18 protein-coding genes and 1 pseudogene are annotated in these 16,434 nt (G+C 62.3%); 7 read left to right on the forward strand and 12 right to left on the reverse strand.

The window, feature by feature from the left end:
• Positions 1–45: 45 nt before the first annotated feature.
• The 5 genes from EA462_RS00480 to EA462_RS00500 form a co-directional block, all read right to left on the reverse strand.
• Positions 46–348: a DUF7518 family protein gene (locus tag EA462_RS00480; protein ID WP_124176619.1), complete on the reverse strand. Its 303-nt coding sequence runs from the start codon at positions 346–348 to the stop codon at positions 46–48.
• Positions 349–487: 139 nt separating this feature from the next.
• The gene (gene trkA, locus EA462_RS00485; protein ID WP_124176620.1) at positions 488–1,825 is read right to left on the reverse strand and encodes a Trk system potassium transporter TrkA; all 1,338 of its coding nucleotides are present in this window, start codon (positions 1,823–1,825) and stop codon (positions 488–490) included.
• A gap of 230 nt (positions 1,826–2,055) precedes the next feature.
• Complete coding sequence (locus EA462_RS00490; RefSeq protein ID WP_124176621.1) at positions 2,056–2,577, reverse strand: SRPBCC family protein; 522 nt, start codon at positions 2,575–2,577, stop codon at positions 2,056–2,058.
• A 34-nt stretch (positions 2,578–2,611) separates the two neighbouring features.
• Entirely contained in the window at positions 2,612–3,739 is a 1,128-nt protein-coding gene (gene solA / locus EA462_RS00495) for an N-methyl-L-tryptophan oxidase (RefSeq protein WP_124176622.1), read from the reverse strand.
• A gap of 157 nt (positions 3,740–3,896) precedes the next feature.
• Complete coding sequence (locus EA462_RS00500) at positions 3,897–4,328, reverse strand: DUF5807 family protein (protein ID WP_124176623.1); 432 nt, start codon at positions 4,326–4,328, stop codon at positions 3,897–3,899.
• Between the two features lie 474 nt (positions 4,329–4,802).
• Here EA462_RS00500 and EA462_RS00505 point away from each other — a divergent pair, with 474 nt between their 5' ends.
• Positions 4,803–5,300 carry a helix-turn-helix transcriptional regulator gene (locus tag EA462_RS00505; protein ID WP_124176624.1) on the forward strand — a complete coding sequence of 166 codons (498 nt, stop codon included), beginning with the start codon at positions 4,803–4,805 and terminating at the stop codon, positions 5,298–5,300.
• A gap of 11 nt (positions 5,301–5,311) precedes the next feature.
• Here the strand turns inward: EA462_RS00505 and EA462_RS00510 are convergent, their stop codons facing one another.
• Positions 5,312–5,749, reverse strand: a complete 438-nt coding sequence (locus EA462_RS00510; protein ID WP_124176625.1) for a DUF7112 family protein — start codon at positions 5,747–5,749, stop codon at positions 5,312–5,314.
• A 95-nt stretch (positions 5,750–5,844) separates the two neighbouring features.
• Positions 5,845–6,240, reverse strand: a pseudogene (locus tag EA462_RS00515) (30S ribosomal protein S6e); the annotation flags it as partial.
• 123 nt (positions 6,241–6,363) lie between these two features.
• Here EA462_RS00515 and EA462_RS00520 point away from each other — a divergent pair.
• The 6 genes from EA462_RS00520 to EA462_RS00545 all read left to right on the forward strand — a co-directional run bounded on the left by EA462_RS00520 (position 6,364) and on the right by EA462_RS00545 (position 12,336).
• Complete coding sequence (locus tag EA462_RS00520; protein ID WP_124176627.1) at positions 6,364–6,648, forward strand: hypothetical protein; 285 nt, start codon at positions 6,364–6,366, stop codon at positions 6,646–6,648.
• A gap of 45 nt (positions 6,649–6,693) precedes the next feature.
• Positions 6,694–7,401: a TetR/AcrR family transcriptional regulator gene (locus EA462_RS00525; protein WP_124176628.1), complete on the forward strand. Its 708-nt coding sequence runs from the start codon at positions 6,694–6,696 to the stop codon at positions 7,399–7,401.
• 27 nt (positions 7,402–7,428) lie between these two features.
• Positions 7,429–8,361, forward strand: a complete 933-nt coding sequence (locus tag EA462_RS00530) for a hypothetical protein (protein WP_124176629.1) — start codon at positions 7,429–7,431, stop codon at positions 8,359–8,361.
• The gene (locus EA462_RS00535) at positions 8,354–8,698 is read left to right on the forward strand and encodes a hypothetical protein (RefSeq protein ID WP_124176630.1); all 345 of its coding nucleotides are present in this window, start codon (positions 8,354–8,356) and stop codon (positions 8,696–8,698) included. Before EA462_RS00530 ends, EA462_RS00535 begins: the two co-directional genes overlap by 8 nt.
• Before the next feature lie 177 nt (positions 8,699–8,875).
• Complete coding sequence (locus EA462_RS00540; protein WP_124176631.1) at positions 8,876–11,842, forward strand: oligosaccharyl transferase, archaeosortase A system-associated; 2,967 nt, start codon at positions 8,876–8,878, stop codon at positions 11,840–11,842.
• Positions 11,843–11,991: 149 nt separating this feature from the next.
• On the forward strand, positions 11,992–12,336 hold the full coding sequence (locus tag EA462_RS00545) for a DUF7471 family protein (RefSeq protein WP_124176632.1): 345 nt from the start codon (positions 11,992–11,994) through the stop codon (positions 12,334–12,336).
• Between the two features lie 18 nt (positions 12,337–12,354).
• Here the strand turns inward: EA462_RS00545 and ribB are convergent, their stop codons facing one another.
• The 5 genes from ribB to EA462_RS00570 form a co-directional block, all read right to left on the reverse strand.
• Complete coding sequence (ribB, locus tag EA462_RS00550; protein ID WP_124176633.1) at positions 12,355–13,122, reverse strand: 3,4-dihydroxy-2-butanone-4-phosphate synthase; 768 nt, start codon at positions 13,120–13,122, stop codon at positions 12,355–12,357.
• Positions 13,119–13,826, reverse strand: a complete 708-nt coding sequence (locus EA462_RS00555; RefSeq protein WP_124176634.1) for a DUF120 domain-containing protein — start codon at positions 13,824–13,826, stop codon at positions 13,119–13,121. The genes ribB and EA462_RS00555 overlap by 4 nt, the downstream gene beginning before the upstream one ends.
• A 243-nt stretch (positions 13,827–14,069) precedes the next feature.
• A complete protein-coding gene (locus EA462_RS00560) occupies positions 14,070–14,837 on the reverse strand; it encodes a histidine kinase (protein ID WP_124176635.1) in 768 nt (255 codons plus the stop codon).
• Positions 14,838–14,989: 152 nt separating this feature from the next.
• Positions 14,990–16,051: a 4-demethylwyosine synthase TYW1 gene (gene twy1, locus EA462_RS00565; protein WP_124176636.1), complete on the reverse strand. Its 1,062-nt coding sequence runs from the start codon at positions 16,049–16,051 to the stop codon at positions 14,990–14,992.
• A gap of 58 nt (positions 16,052–16,109) precedes the next feature.
• Complete coding sequence (locus EA462_RS00570; protein ID WP_124176637.1) at positions 16,110–16,409, reverse strand: hypothetical protein; 300 nt, start codon at positions 16,407–16,409, stop codon at positions 16,110–16,112.
• Positions 16,410–16,434 lie beyond the last annotated feature (25 nt).

Consider the following 16,434-nt stretch of genomic DNA (forward strand, 5'->3'; position numbering starts at 1 on the left):
GATGAGTCGACGGGCCGTGTGGACCGTTTCATCGTCGCCGTGCAGTTATGCGACAATAATGTCGTCGGTACCTGAGTCTTCCGCTTCGTCACCGGCACCATCGTCCGCGTCGGCGGCCGCCTCCGCGACGTCGTCCGGCGCTGCCTCCGACGTTCCGTCCGACTTGTCCGCACTCTCCGATTCGCCGTTGCGACGGTCGGGCACACGCGTCGGCGTCTCTTCGTCCAGTTCGGCCTCGAGCACGCGAATGCGCTCTTTCGCCTCGATAAGCTCGCTCGTCAATCCGTCCACCGTCGACTCGAGTTCCGCAACTGTCGATTCGAGCTGCTCGACGCGGTTGTTCGACATACGTTCTAGGGACGTTCCCTGACATATAAACGTACGTCAGACATAACTAGCTGTTCTGGCAGGAAGTCCCGCTCACAAACCGTGAGCATCAGCCGCGATCGGGACGGTCAACTCGCATAGAGTGCGGCCGAAACCTCGTCTAGAGTGCGGCCGAAACCTCGTCCAGAACGTCGGTATCGACGAAGACGACGACGTGATCCCCGAGTTCGAGAACCGTTTCACCGCGCGGGGTGATCAGCTCTTCGCCGCGGGTGACCGCTCCGATGACGACGCCGTCGGGGAGTTCACTGGTGACGTTTCGAATCCGATTGCCGAACAGGAGGCTGTCGCGATCGACCTCGATTTCGAGGACTTCGGCCCGGTCGTGCTCGAGCATCGCGAGGTTCTCGGTCCGTTGCTCGCGGGTGAACCGCGTGATTTCTTCTGCGGTCACGACGCGAGGGTTGATCGCGACGTCGATGCCGACCGTCTCGAAGAGGTCGACGTACTCGCCGGCCTCGACGATTCCGAGCGTTCGTTCGACGCCGATCCGCTTGGCGAGCAACGAGACGAGGAGGTTCTTCTCGTCGCTATCGAGGGCGGCGACGACGATATCTGAATCATCGACGTGTTCGCGAACGAGGAAATCGATGTCGGTCGCGTCGCTCTCGAGGACGAGCGTCTCCGGGAGTCGTTCGGCCAGTTCGCGAGCACGCTCGTGGTCGCGTTCGAGCAACCGTGGCTCGAGCCCTTCGGCTTCGAACAGGCGGGCCGCCTGGTAGCCGATCTCGCTGCCGCCGACGATGACGATCTCGTCTGCCTGCTCGAGGGTCGGCGTCGGGGTCAGCCCGCCGGCGAACTCTCGGACGCTTTCGACGGAGCCGATGACGACGACCGCGTCGTGAGCCTGGATCACCGTGTTGCCTTTCGGGACAACGATGTCGTCGTCCCGAAGGATCGCCGCGAACGTCAACGACTCGAAACGGTCGGCTTCTGCGATCGTCTCCCCCGCGACGGGGCTCTCGGGATCGATTTCGAACTCGGCCATCCGGACCAGGCCGTCGGCAAAACTGTCGACGTCACGGGCGTCCGGAAGGCCGGCGATGTCGACTACCGTCTGTGCGGTATGTAGATCGGTACAGACCATGAAGTCGACGCCGAAGGCGTTCGTCGCCCCTTCCCAGGTGCGAAGGAGGTTCGTCTTTTTCACGCGGGCGATCGTGAACGGATCGCCGACGGTCTTTGCGGCCCCACAGACGACGATGTTCGTCTCGTCGCCGTCGGTACTCGCGATCACCATCTCCGCTTCCTCCAGACCCGCCCGTTGTAACGTCTCGATGGAGGTGCCGTCTCCCTGGATCGCCAGCACGTCGAGGTCGTACGTGATCGACTCGACTCGATCGGAGTCCCGATCGATCACGACGACGTCGTGATCTTCCTCGAGAGAATCAGCGATGTTGGTGCCGACTTCGCCGGCACCGACGATGATTACGCGCATCGGCCGACCACCCACGAACGGCATCGACGCCGATACGAGCGGGGACGTATCCGGCTCATCGTCGCGACGTACCATCCGGAGTACCAAGTGGATTGTGTTCGGGCTGAGAGGACAGGACGATCGAGACGCCGATCGACATCGCTTCAGAAACCCGCTCTTGCATCCGCGTGCGCACACCCACCTACGTCGTGTCGTCTGTACGGTGTATCGTCCTCCTACGTCGTGTCGCGCTACGGCATATGGTGAACCGTCAACTCGACGTCGCGGTGCGTTCCTTCGATGTCCGCGACCAGCCGTTCGACGACGGTTTCCGCTTCGGACAGCAGCCGTGGCTGTACCTTTTCGACCACCCAGTCGATCGAGACGAACCGCGGCAGCGAGATCGCGTTCGTATCGGCCGAGTACGGGTCGTAGACGGCCTCGAAGAAGATCCGGCTGGCCGTTTCTGCCGTCGCGGGCGCGGCCTCGGGTTCGGACTCGACGCGCCACTCTCCCCGCGCGTCGACGTCGTTGACGAGTCGCCACTCGAGAGAGTCCGGTGGCGAGACGTCGATCACCTTCGAGTTGGCGGTGTATCCGAGCATCCACCACTCGAAGTGGAGATCGTAGACCGAGCCGCTGTTCCCGTCACCGTGAACGGAAACCGCGTTCAGATGGTCTGCGTACCGCGGATAGTCGGTAAACGACCGAACGTACGGAAAGACCTCCTCCGGCGAACGGTGTGCGACGGTACTGAGGAGAATTCTGTCCACAGGCGCCTTACGAACGTCTCGAGTGTAAGGATTGCTATGCTCGATCGATCGAAAACCGCTCGACGTCGTGGTCCGTTTCGCCCTCCAGGGTCAGGTCGGCCAGAATTTCACCGAGCACGCTCGCGTATGCAAACCCGCTCTCGGACGGACCGACGCCGATCGCCACCTGTGGATGCTCGGGGAGCGTATCGACCAGGAGCCGATCGTCCGGCGTGGTGATAGCCAATCCGCTTTCCATTCGCATCGTCGGTCCAGCTCCGGCGGGGAAGTACTCGCGAGCGAACTCGCGAAGCGGCCGCTCGTCGGCCTGGGTCGGTTCGTGTTCGAACGCGTCGGGATCTCTGACTTCGTTACGGTTCGTAGACCGGCCGAACGTGGCTCCCGGCGCGCTGTCCGTTGGATATCCGTAGAACAGGTCCGAAGGGGTCTGGACTCTCCAGATCGGGAACCGATCCCGTGCGAAGTGGCCGGGCGTTTCCGGCTGAAGCCACGTGAGAACCTGTCGTTCGGAGGTAACGATCCCATCGAGCGCATCGACGAACGCGGGAGTCCACGCACCCGCGGTAACGACGAGGCGGTCGGCTTCGTAGGCGTCGTGGTCGGTCTCGACCCGGACGCCGCCGTCGAGGGGCCGCCAATTCACGACACGTTCGCGGGCACGAATCGTTGCACCGAGGCGGTGTGCGCGGTTGACGTGAGCAACGACGCATTCGGCGGGACGGAGAAATCCTCCCTCCGGCTGATAGACCGTCTCGTAGCCGTTCGGAAGTCGATAGGCTGGGTACCGATCCGTAAGACCTTCGCCCGAGAGAAGCTCGTACTCGAGGTCGTGTTCTTCGCAGGCGAGTTTCGCCTCCTCGACGAGCGAACGTCCGCGGGGCCCGGTGTCGATCGATCCTGTTCGGTACAGCAACCGTCTGTCGTGATCGGCCTCGAGATCGCGCCACAGCGTTTCGGCTCGTCGAAGCAACGAAACGTCAGCCGGATCCTCGATGTCCGTGAGTCTGAGCGGCCGGAGGAGACCGTTGACGGAGCCGCCGTCGTGGGGAACGTCGTAACGCTCGAGGCCGAGTACGTCGACGCCGCGGTCGGCCAGCTGTGCGACTGCCGCACTTCCCGTTCCTCCGACGCCGAGAACAATCACGTCGTGTCGCTCGCTCATATCGGTTGCATCGCTCCGGTGTTCGAAAACACTTGCCAATACGTCTGATCGGCGATGTCCCCCTCGTGGACGTGATGCCGGACGCCGTTGATTCGTCGCTCGACGTTACCTCGGTACGGGGGCCGGCGCGCGGACGTAGTTGCGTTTCCGGACGGGATCACGGTTCGACAACGTTCCACCGGTCCGAGTACGCTGTCCCGCAGCCACAGCGTGCGTACGCATGTACGACGTCGCCATCGGCGTAGATTCCCCCGACGTCTTCGTTTCGTTCCTCAGCGAACGCGAAGACGAACTGCACGTCGTGCGTTTCGTCGGTATCCGCCGTTTCGGGGCAGTGGCCGTCCGTGAGATCACCATCGATCTCGCCTTCGAGTCCCATCGCTGACTGTGCGAACTCCATCGCGTCGGTTCCGGTCGCCGCCCGAAACGCGCTTCTCCCGCGTTCGCCGTCGACGACGATCAACACGCCGTCGTTGATGCGCTCACCGAACTCCTCGAGACGGTCGTCGGTCACGTACGAGTCGGCGAGAAACAACGCGACGTCCTCGAGCCGGTCGCCGGCCAGAAACGCCTCGCGTCGAGTGGTCATGTTCGAACCTGTTGTTCGAGGGCGAAAAAGACCGTCGGTCGCTCTCGACCGGGAGCTGAAAGTCGTCGTGATTCGAGCGAATCGGAACCCGGACGATCGATACCCTGCGTTCTCCCCCGTCGAGTACAGCTATCGGGCGCCTCGGTTGCGTCGGTGGCCAGAACGCTTATATTTATGGACCGGTCCGCTGAGAAAGAAAACAAATGGAGAGATGAAACTCGAAAAAGAACTAACTCATCGACTAACAATCCAGATAGTGCCCCTATCGGGTATTTGTAACCGGCGACACATTATTATATCACATCACTTGACTTTATTTATCGACTTTCAATTTGGTTGGCACCCTGTTGTTTAATATACGGCAGTCCCAGAAATCCAGTAGTCGTGAGTCGGAAAGCCCCTCGCATTCGTCTTCAGCGTGGGTCGACGGTACGATCTCGCTTCCCCTCACGAAACCCCCAGCAGTGATCGTCAATGCATGAGGATGCAATCAGCACGGAATCCGTACTCGAGGAACTTTCGAGGGCGGCTACGGACGGGACGTCGGAATCGCACTCCCTCGATAGCGCCGATACTTCGACCGACGAGGGCGGGATCGAACGCGAACTCCTCGGACTACTCGCAGAGGTCACCGAAACGATCCCGGCCGAAACGACCCAGTTCGACGAGGCAATCATCAAAGAGAACCTCGATGAGGTGTTACTCATGCTCATCACTCTTCACGAGGAGACTCACGGAGAGGAGTTGATCTCGGATCTGGCTCGGTTCTTCGACACGCAACTCAGTCCCGGGACTGTCTATCCGTTGTTGCACGAACTCAAAGCCGACGACGTGCTATCGATGCACGCGAAGGTTCGAACCAAGGAGTATTCGATCGCTGACGAAGAACACGTCACGGCCGCTATCGAAGAGTCGATGATCCAGCACCTGACGTTCGGCTTGCTGTTGTATCTCTTTCTCACCCGAGCCTGATCGGCCGATCGTTAGCGATCGTCGAGGTTCCGTGCGATTTCGCTCAGGCTGTCGCTCGGAGGTTCGTAGGCGTCGTAATACGCCGTTTTGCCCGGTTTTCGAAGGCCGTAGAGAAAGCCCGGTTCGACGACGTCGATTAGCACCGAGCCACCAGGTTGGATACCGGCCTCGACAGCCCACTGCTCGAGACGGTCCGTCTCATCACCCGGATCACGTGCTCCCTGGGGCGTCTCGTAGACGCCGCGGATCGTGAGTTCGTCCCCGGTGAGCGCTCGTTCCGCTCGAGCGAATCGCTGGTCGCGATCGAGTACGAACCGGACGACGTCGTCGATCGAAAACGCATCACGATCGGCCGCCGAAATCACCAGTGCGACGCCGGTGGTCGTCTCCGTGCACGTCGATCGAACCGTCTGTACCGAGGGGTGGTCGCTCGAAATTCTGTCTGCCATCGGGTGTGAGAATTCAGTTATTCGTCGGCGTCGGCATCCGCGTCGGCGTCGGCATCCGCGTCGGCGTCGGCATCCGCGTCGGCGTCGGCATCCGCGTCACCGTCGGAGTCGAGGCCGAGCAGTTCGCTAACGTCGGTACTCCCTCGGGCCGAGATCGCGGCGTTGATCTGTGCAACGGAATCGGAGACTTCGCGGCCGCGAACCGTCACTCGTCGGCGTTCGCCGTCGCGGGACGGGTGATATCCGGTCTGGCGCCCCTCCATCAGGACTTCGCCCAGGTTTGCACCGCCGACGTCACCGCTGAGTGGACGGCCGGCGTCGTCGGAGCCACCGGTGATCTCGAGCGTATAGCCGTCGAGTCCGACTGCGCTTCCGTCGACTTCCTCACCGATCGATCGACCGATAAATCGGTTCGCGTCCTGTTCTTCGGCCTCCAACTGGTAGGACGACCCGGTATCTGGGTCGCCAACGACGACAGTGAAACTTGCCATACTCGACGGGAGACGGGCGTCGCTCAAAAGAACATCGATACAGAGTCGATCGAGCCCACACGGATGAGCGCTCGCTTGATCGACCGTCGAACAGTCAAGTAGTCCGGCGTCCCATCGATAGATGTGTTCATCGAACCGGACCGCCTCGAAAGCCGTCTCAGGGAGGAGTTCGGCGGCGGGAGTTCCGAGTCGCGCGTGGTCGTTCGACAGGCCGTCGACCTCGCAGACTCGTGTCTGTACGTCGACGACGTCGGGTCGCCACTCACGAACGACGTCGTCATCGAGGAGCTTTCGGACGCGCGCGAGGGCACGCCTGCAGCGCGATGGAACTGGTGGATCGGATCGCTCGACGTTGCGTTCGGCCACTACCATCAGTTCAGCGTTCGCAGATATCCGTATGACAGGTGATCGAAGCGAAACGCCTTTTATCGGTACCTGACCAATTGGTCAGTAGTGACCGATCCGAACGTCAGGGACGCGATCATGACCGCGACCTACGAGGCGTTGTGCGATCTCGGCTACACGGAGCTTACGGCACAGGATATCGCTGACCGAACGGACAAGAGCAAGTCGCTTCTCTTCTATCACTACGACGCAAAGGAAGACCTCATTGCCGACTTCCTCGAGTACCTGCTCGAACTATTCGACGAGCGTATCGCAGCGACGGAGGTCCTCTCGCCGGTCGAACGACTGGCGGCGTTCGTCGACTGGTATCTCTACGGATCGAACGAGAGCGAACACCAGTCGTTCCACACTGCAATGCTCGAGCTCCGGGCGCAGGCACCCTACAACGACCGCTACCGAAGGCAACTCCGCAAGAGCGACGATCGGCTTCGGGCGACGCTCGAGGAAATTCTCGAGGACGGTATCGACGCCGGCCAGTTCGTCGAGCACGACCGCGAAGGGACTGCTGCGCTGGTGATCGCGGCGATCGACGGTTCTCGGATCCGCCAGCTCACCCTCGGACGCGACGAGTACCTCGATACGGTTCGTTCGGCTGTCGTCGACGGTATTTTCGACGAACTCCTCGCAGAGGGAGTCGCGTTTCCACACCCGCGAGCGGTTGGCGATCGCCTGGATCTCGAACCCCGACTCGAATCACCCGATAGCACGCCGACCGATGCCGAAACCCCCGACGAAACAGGAGGTGGGGGTTCGTAATCGATCTTTCGTCCCCGCACGACCACTATGAGCGAACACACCACGACACGCGACGAATCCGGGTCCACCAGACGATCGTTTTCGAACCTCTCTCCGTCAGTCCGGACGATCGCATCGGACGCCATCCCGACGGACGACCGCTCCATCCCGGTCGCCCTCTGTCGGCTCGGAACGGAACTGCGACTGGAGTCAGATCGCCCCCACCCGAAGAGCCACCGATCCACCGCGCCGGTCGTCGACGCCATCAGGTCGCTCGAAGGGTACGTCGTTGTTCGCCGTGAGCTGTTGGAAACCGAGCGATACGATCGGGAGGCGATGCGTGATACTGCCGTTTTGGCCAGCGATTTCCTCCACGCGAAGGCGTACGAATCGATCGCGGAAACGCCCCTCACTCGACGACGATTGCTCGAACTGTATCGAATCGCGACCGACGGATCGACAGCGATCTCGACCCAGTTCCTCGCTCGAGTCGCGAACGAATCGGCCGGCGGCGTCGAACACGACGGAACGCCGTTCGAGACGCTCTCGGAAACGGCTGCTGCGCTCGGGACGACGGCTGCGGGCACGTCGGACGAGACACGGGCCGCGTTCGAGCGCTACGGTCGCGAACTGACCGCCGCCTGCCACAGACATCCCCTCTCGATCGAACGGTCACAGCGAGTGGCCGTCGAGATTCTTGCTGGATCCACCTCCACTGAACCGACGGACGGACGTGAACGCGTGACCGACGACACCGCTCGTCTCACCGACGACGGCGATCGGCCGAACGGAGAGGGCGACAGGCTAGCTGCGTCATCCTCACTCGAGCAACATCTCGCGTCCGCGCGGACATCGCTCGATCGACTCCGTGAGCTGAACCGATCCGCATCAGTATCTTCGGCACAGAACCAGCCGATTCTCTCCCGTCTCGAAAGGGCAACACGGATTCCCTTCGAGAACGTACTCGAGATCGATGACTGACCGTACTCGACCGACCTGGCTGGCCTATCCGCTGACGGCACTCGGCGCCGGAATCGGCCACTGCTATCTCGGAGAGTGGAAACGCGGCGCGATGTGGTTCGCCCTCTACGTTCTCGCGCTCGGGTTTTTGAGCGCGCGAACCCTCACCGGCGCGTTCGAACCCGGCCAGCCGTTCGTCGTCTCCGCGTTGCAACTCGAGTCGGTCAACTACGTCGACGTCGCCGTTCCGCTCGCCGTATTGCTGGTCTGTCTGCTGGACGTCTATCTCATCGGATTGACCGAGCGAACCGCCACAGCCGCGGCCAGACCCGACGACCCGCACAGAAACGGGTCGTAGCGGTCACGTTGCCTGCGTCGACCGATCACCCACCGCGATCGGTTCTCCGTCGTCCAGTTCGTCCCGTCGTTCAGTCCCCCCTGTCGTCCAGTCTGCCCAGCAGCAACCGCACCCGGATATGAAAACACCGCACGTAGATGACAAGGCTTATTCACTGTTTGGCACTGATCCAACCTAATGAGTACGGACACCGACCGCGTCGGTGAGGAGACCGAGTCTTCGGCCTCGCTCCTCGAGACGTGGAGAGAGTGGTATCACGTCCCCATTCTCGGGGTCGTGATGCTGTTTATGTTCTGGGTACGCACGCAATCGTACGACCGTTTCGGTATGGAAGACGGGATACCGTCGCTTGCGGCCGTCGACTCGTGGTATCACTGGCGGACGGTGCGCTGGACTGCGGAGAACTACCCCCGAACGATGCCGTACGAGATCTGGACGAGTTTTCCGACCGGCCGCTACGTCGGCCAGTTCGGCACGCTGTTCGATCAGATCATCGTCACGGTGGCGATGATCGTCGGACTCGGTGATCCCTCGCCCGAAACCCTTTATACCGTCTCCCTGCTCGCCGTTCCGGCGATGGCGGCGCTCGTCGCGATCCCGGTCTTTTTGATGGGGCGTCGACTCGGCGGGACGATCGGCGGGATCGCATCCGTCCTGATCCTCGCGCTCGCACCGGGACAGTTCCTCACGAGAACCACTACCGGACAGCTTCAACATCACGTCGCCGAGGTGCTGTTCATGGCGATCGCCATCCTCGCGATGATGGTCGCCCTCCGCGTCGCAGAGCGCGAACGGCCGATCTACGAACTCGTCGCCGACGGCGACTGGGACGCACTACGAACGCCGACCGTCTACAGCGCCCTCGCGGGGATCGCCCTCTCGTTATATATCTGGGTGTGGCCCCCTGGTATCGTCCTCGTCGGAATACTCGCAGCCTTCTTCACCGTTCAGCTCTGTCTCGATTACGTCCGGGACGTCTCGCCGGATCACGTCGCGTTCGTCGGTGCCGTCAGCCTCGCCATAACGGCCGTCGTAACGACACTGCTGATCGAACAACCCGGAAGTACGAGTACGACGAGTTTCGGCTACCTGCAGCCGGTGAGTGCCGCCCTCGTCGCCGCAGGCTGTGTGTTTATGGCCTGGTTCGCCCGCCAGTGGGACGGATACGATCTCGACCGCCACTACTATCCCGCAGCCATCTTCGGGCTGATCGGCGCGACGTTCCTGGTGATGTGGCTCGTCCTGCCGAGTCTGTTCAGTACGATCTTCGATAACGTAACCCGCCGTGTAATTCCGTTCGGAGAGACGGCGACCGACCTCACCATCCAGGAGGCACAGCCCCCTGGAGACTTCACGGCACACATCTTCCACGAGTTCCGTGCGACGTTCTATACGATGCTCGTCGGGCTGGCGCTGTTGGTCGCCCGTCCGTTCCTCGGACGAGAGTACCGGACGGAGTACACGCTCGTCATCGTCTGGGCGCTGTTCCTGACGAGCATGGCCGCCACCCAGATTCGCTTCTCGTACTATCTGGTGCTCGCCGTTGCGGTCGTCAACGCCGTCGTCGTCGCCGAAACGCTTCGATTCCTCGATTTCGACGTCAGCCTCTCTGACGGCATCGACTCGATCCGACAGGTCGAAGCGTATCAGCTCATCGTCCTGCTCATGGTCGTCTTGCTGCTGTTCGCCCCGTTCTTGCCGTACGTGGCGGCGGCGGGGACGACCGCGGTAGACCGCGGCGGTGCAGCGGCACCACACAGCTCGTCCGATCTGTGGCAGCCGTCGAACCAGTGGCTCGCGGAGAACACGCCCGAACCCGGTAACTGGGGCGGTGCGGACAGAGCCGACGAACTCGAGCCCTATGGTACCTACGAGGCACCCGAAGACGGGAACTACGACTATCCAGAGGGGAGCTACGGCGTGATCTCGTGGTGGGACTACGGTCACCTGATCACGGTTCAGGGTGAACGGATGCCCCACTCGAACCCGTTCCAGTCGGGCGCGAGTTCGTCGTCTGCGTTCTTCACCGCGGAATCCGAGGAGCGCTCTGAGCTGATCCTCGACGCCATCGCCGCGGACGAGTCCCCCGCCGACCGGACGGACGAGCAACTCGAGTCGATGGTCGCTGACGGCGACTCCGACGAGGAGATTCGGTACGTGATGATCGACGATCAGATGGCCGGCGGCAAGTTCGCGGCAATCTCGACGTGGTCGGGTCCCGATTACGACTATTACACGACACCGGAGGACGTCCAGTCGGGTGAGCAGATCGACAGAGACGACGTCGCAGATCGGTTCAGCGACGTTCCCTACGACAATACGACGCTTTCGCAGCTCTACTTCGACGACGCCGTCGGAATGGAGAACTACCGTCTCGTCCACGAGAACGACGAACGGACAGCCGGCTTCGTCAGTTACGCCATCGTCGACGCCGAAACCGATCAGGTGTTGATGGACGAAAACGGCAACCATCAGGTCTTCCTCAACCGCATGATGGACCAACAAACTCAACAGGAGATCATGTTGATTCAGCAACACCCACAGTACGACCACCTCGACATCGAAATGATCGGTGAGCGCGAAGGGTCCGCGGTCAAGACCTACGAGCGCGTCGAGGGCGCGACGATCACCGGATCGGCCGACGTCTCCGATCACGAGGACGCTACGGTGACCGCCGCCGTCGAACTCGACTCCGGCGTCGACCGCGGCACGTTCGACTACGTCCAGCAGGGCGAACTCGACGAGAACGGCGAGTTCGAGCTCACGGTTCCGTACGCCACCAACGACGAGCTCGGCGTCGACGACGGCTACACCGACAGCGCCGTCGAGGCGACCGAAGAGTTTACCGTGACCGTGACCGCACCCGCAGCGGACGGTGACGGCTTCGAGGCGTACGAAGACGAGACGGACGTTCCTGAGACCGCAGTCGTCCACGGAGAGGAAGTCGAGGTAACCCTCGAGGAAGTCTCGTTCGAGGATACCGAGGAAGCCCCCGACGAGACGGACGGCGACGACTCGAACGAAACCGACTCAGAAGACGATGACTCGGACGTGCCAGATTCGCTCGACGGCTCGACCGACGAAGAGGACGACACCGACGAATCCGGCTCGCTCGCACCGGTCGCCGCCGATGCGGCACCATAACGGCGCGTCGTCCCGTCTCGGTTCACTGTTCCGCCGGTCCAGTTTGATCGCGTTCGTCACTCCTGTCGTCGCGTGGGACAGCGACTTCGTCCTCGAGATCGACGACCGAAGCACATACGTCGGTTACGGTTCGAGGTAGGGTAGCGGCGATGAACCACACGAATCCGTTCGAAATCGGGTGGCTGGACCCACAACTCGCCCCCGTCTTGCTCGCCGTGATCGTCCTCGCAGCGATCGGGACGACGATCCTCTTTGGGTGTGGTATCGTCGCGTACTCGAGGCGACGAACGAGGCGATATCTCCTGATCACGCTCGTCCTCGGATTGCTCGTCGCTCGGTCACTCGTCGGGCTCGGGACGGTGTTCGGCCTGGTTCCGATGACGGTTCATCACCTCGTCGAACACGGTGCCGACGTGACGATCGCTGCGCTCGTGCTGTATGCGGTCTATCGAAGCGGACCCACGACGACGAGATCCGGCTCGAAACACGAGTGACGCGTATCCAGTCGAGTCTCAACCCAGTTGCTCGAGTACGTGTCCGCCCTCGAGATAAGTAACGTCGTGTCGATCGGCGTAGCTTCGGGCGTCGGCTGGAGTCCGTGCGTTCCCGGTGTCGTCGTCGAGCATCTCACAGACGACGACGGCCGGCGAGAGGTCCGCGGCCTCCGCGAGGGCGACGCCGAGTTCGGTGTGTCCTTCACGCTGTGCGAGCAGGTCGGGGGCCGCTTTCAGCACGTGTACGTGGCCGGGAGTTCGAAACTCGTCGGCGAAGTCGACGGCCGACGGCGTCGAAGCAGCCTCGCCCAGCGCCTGAATGGTCTTGGATCGGTCGTTGTCCGTGATCCCCGTGTAGGTGTCGCGATGGTTGACCGTCAGTGAGAACGACGACCGTTCGTCGTAGCCGAGATCGTGATCGCGCGTTGCGGCGTGGTCGATCTCCTCCGTATAAAACGGGAGATCGAACGCCTCCGCGACCTCGTACCCTAACGCGGCACAGATCAGTCCGCCAGCGTCGTTTCGCATTCGGGCGACAGCCTCGGGTGTGACCGCGTCGGCGTGGTAGATGATATCCGTCTCGCCTTCGCGGTCGGCCGCGTCGTGGACGAGAACCGGCTCGCCCGCCCGGAGGGCCTCTATTGCATCCTCGACCGATCGCTGGGCGGCCGTCGACGCCCGCGCGTTCGTCTCCGTCGGTTCCGCTCGCCCGTCGGCGTCCGTCGAGGCAGTCGTGTCCGTCCCACCGTCCGCGGCCGTCCGCGTCTCTCCGCGCCGACTCGTCATCGTCGATCACCGACCGAGACGATGACGTGGTCGTCGTCCTCGAGACCGAGTTCATCGCGGAGTTTCACGGGGGCGATGATCTCGAGTTGATCGTCGTCGTGGTGCGTTCGTTCGGGGGCGATGATGTGTGATTCCTCGTAGGAATCGCCGTCGACCGTTTCCACCGTCGCGCGGTGACAGACCGCCGGTCCGTAGGTGCGCTCGTCGTCCTCCCAGCCGTCGATCGGGATCGGCTCGAGCGACGTGAGCGCGCCGCGACGGCGAACGCTGTCCTCACGCAGGTCGACGTTCAGCGTGCCGGGAAACGGTTCGTATCCCAGGCGGTCCTCGAACTGTCGCTTGTATCCCGAAAGCGAGATGTAATGTCTTCCTTCGCCCATCCCGCTGGTGACGGTTCCCTCCAGATCGACCTCGGCGTCCGCCTCGAAGATCCGTCGGTAATCCTCGTACTCGGCGTGGAGCGCTCGCTCTCCGGCGTCGGTCACTTCGACCCACTGTCCGTCGCTGACGGTGTCTCGCTCGAGCAGGGTCGCGCTCTCGAGTCGCTGGAGTCTGCGGGAGGCGGTCTGATTCGAGGCCTCGAGGCGATCCGCGAGGTCGGAACACGAGATTTTCACGTCGCCCTCGAGCCCTCCCTCGAGTGCGAGAAGCTTGAGAACCGCAAGCTCGTCGTAGCCGACGGCGCTGTCCGCGAGTACTGACATACCTCCGGATTGGGTGTAGCCACTCAAAAGCGTATCGAATGTGGAAAGCGTAACGTAATTGTGATGGAGTCGTGGGCGTCGGGTCGCTACCGAGACCTTCGGTGGCGAGACCAAAAAGGCACCGGTGGCGGGCTCATTCGCTGAATCTCTCGAGAAAGGTCACCGTCGGATGGTCGGGTTCGACCCCGCGGTGGCTGGACGGACGCCCGAGGTGATTCCCTCGGAGCGTGATCTCGAAACGACTCACAGTTCGGCTGCGATGTACTCTTCGAGGGCGGCGGTACGGGCAGCATCGAACGTAAAGAAGCCGTCCCAGACCCGTGGTTCGACTTCGAGACAGACGAGCGCCGCTGCATCGTCGCTCGAGGGATCGTCCGGATCGTAGATGACGAACCAGCCGTCGCGGTGTTCGGTGGTCGAACCGAGATGCGCCGTGACGTCGAGATCGGTCGACCCCCGAAATCCATAGACGTGAACGTCGACGTTCGTTTCCTCGAGTCTCGCATACACCTCGTTGGTTCCAACCTCGTCGTTCAGGCGCGACAGATGCTGGAACGACGAGCGGAGCGTTCCGCTTCGACTCGACCACGCCAGCTGCTCGATGTATCGCGAGACGAGGATCAACACGAGCTTCTCCTTATCCGCGAGCGGGTATCCGCGTAGCCGCAGTCGAGAATCATCGAGTCCCTCGAGAACGTCCGGGACGTCGATCTCACCGAACGTGCGGCTCCCGGTGACGAACAGATCGGAGTTGATCGCCAGAATCGACTCGTACAGTTCGGTCATCGTCGACGTCGCGACCAGCGCACCATCCTCGAGCAGCGCAACCGCGTCCGTCTCCCCCTCGAGATACGACGACTCCCCGTCCGTTACTTCGGTCTCGACCTCGATTCCCTCCCAGTCGAACGTCTCCGCCAGCAGCGCGGTGAGCGGATCCGCCACGTCCGTGTCGATGACGGCGAGTGCGTGATCGACGCTTCCGACGTCTTCGATGTGCGACCGCAGTGTCACCCTCACTACTCGAACGAACTGGATTGTAAACGTTGTTGCCATCGCGGATGGGGCGGCACTGTCGACGAAAATTACGCGTCCAGACCGGAATCGAACTCTGCGTCGTACCGACCACAGGATGGCCACGTCCGGGTGCGTCGACGCCGTCCGGATCAGTCTCCCGTGACGGGATCGCGAGCCCAGAACTCGCTGTCTTTCTCGAGTTTGGGAACCCACGTATCTCGGGTCTTCGACAGCAAGGCGACGCGAGAGGCGGGAACGCCCATACACTCGGTGAACGCGGGCATGTACTCTTTGATTGACTCTGCGAACTCGATAACCTCCTCGTGGGTCGGCATCGAGGATCGGTCCAGTCGCCCTCGAGAGTGGCCCACGTGCATGTAGGCTTTCAGTTCGACGAAGTCGGGATCGGCCTGCTGGTAGAAGCCGGCGTACCAGTCGGGGTGGTGCATGTTCTCGCCGTCGACGAGGGTCGTTCTGAGGACCGTCCGAGTGTCGTCTTTCTCCGCGAGGACGTCCATCGTCTCGAGCAGTCGCTCCCAGGCGTCGTCCTCCATCGCCTTGACCACCTGATCGAACGTGTGGCGCTCGGGGGCGTCGACGCTGACGTACAGTTGCGTGGGATCACACTCGCGGAGCATCTCGGGTCGGGTGCCGTTGGAGACGAGAAAGGTGGTGATCTCCCGGTCGTGGAACGCCTCGATCAGTTCCGGCAGGTAGGGATAGAGACTCGGCTCGCCGTCGAGAGAAATCGCGACGTGACGGGGCTCCATCGCCTGGTCGAAGACCTCCCGTGGCACCTCGTCGTTGCCGCCGAAACCCGAGAGCAACTTCTTCTGGAGGGTGATAGAGGCATCGACGACGGCCTCGGGGTCGTCCCATTCGACGTCGTCCATCTCGTAGGCGTGGCCCTTGTGGTCGCGCCAGCAAAAGACGCAACGCTCGTTACACCGGACGACCGGCGTCATCTGGATGCAACGGTGGGATTCGATCCCGTAGTAGATGTTTTTATAGCACTTTCCCTCCCCGCGAAGGGCGTTTGCGGTCCAGCCGCAGGTCTGTGCCGCCGTATGGTTCTCGCTGTGATAGTCCGGACTCGAGACCTGTGCCGGACCGCCGTCGCCGTCGTCGCTTCCGTCGCCGTCGTTCCGTTTGCCCCCGTCCTGGTGGCCGTCGGAGGCCGCTTGTGCGCCGGAATCGGCGGAGTCGCTCATGATGGCGTCGCTTGGACGGCGGCGAACAAAAGGTGTGTGGTGTTGCCCGTTCGGAGCCTTACTTTTGGTGTGGAAGCGTTCCCGGTTCGGCTGGTTCGTCCGTTTCGGTCGTCACCTCGCGCTCGAAGCCGTAGAGAACGGGACCGGTATTGGCGGTCAGGAGAACGCCGGTTAGCGGTGCGGTCGGAACGAAGACGTAGAGCCCCACGCCGACCGCGCAGGTGCTCGCCGTGATCGAAGCCCACAGCAGCGGTCGCCCCATCTCGATACGCGTCGCGTCCCAGTAGACCACCGCGAAGACGGCGACCGTTATCGCGAGACCGGCGAGCGCGAGCAACGGAGAGTCTGGCGGCCACATGCGAGAAAGTCGGACCGCTCGAGCC

It is taken from the genome of Natrarchaeobius halalkaliphilus, from assembly GCF_003841485.1.
In the GTDB taxonomy this organism is placed as follows: Archaea; Halobacteriota; Halobacteria; order Halobacteriales; family Natrialbaceae; genus Natrarchaeobius; species Natrarchaeobius halalkaliphilus.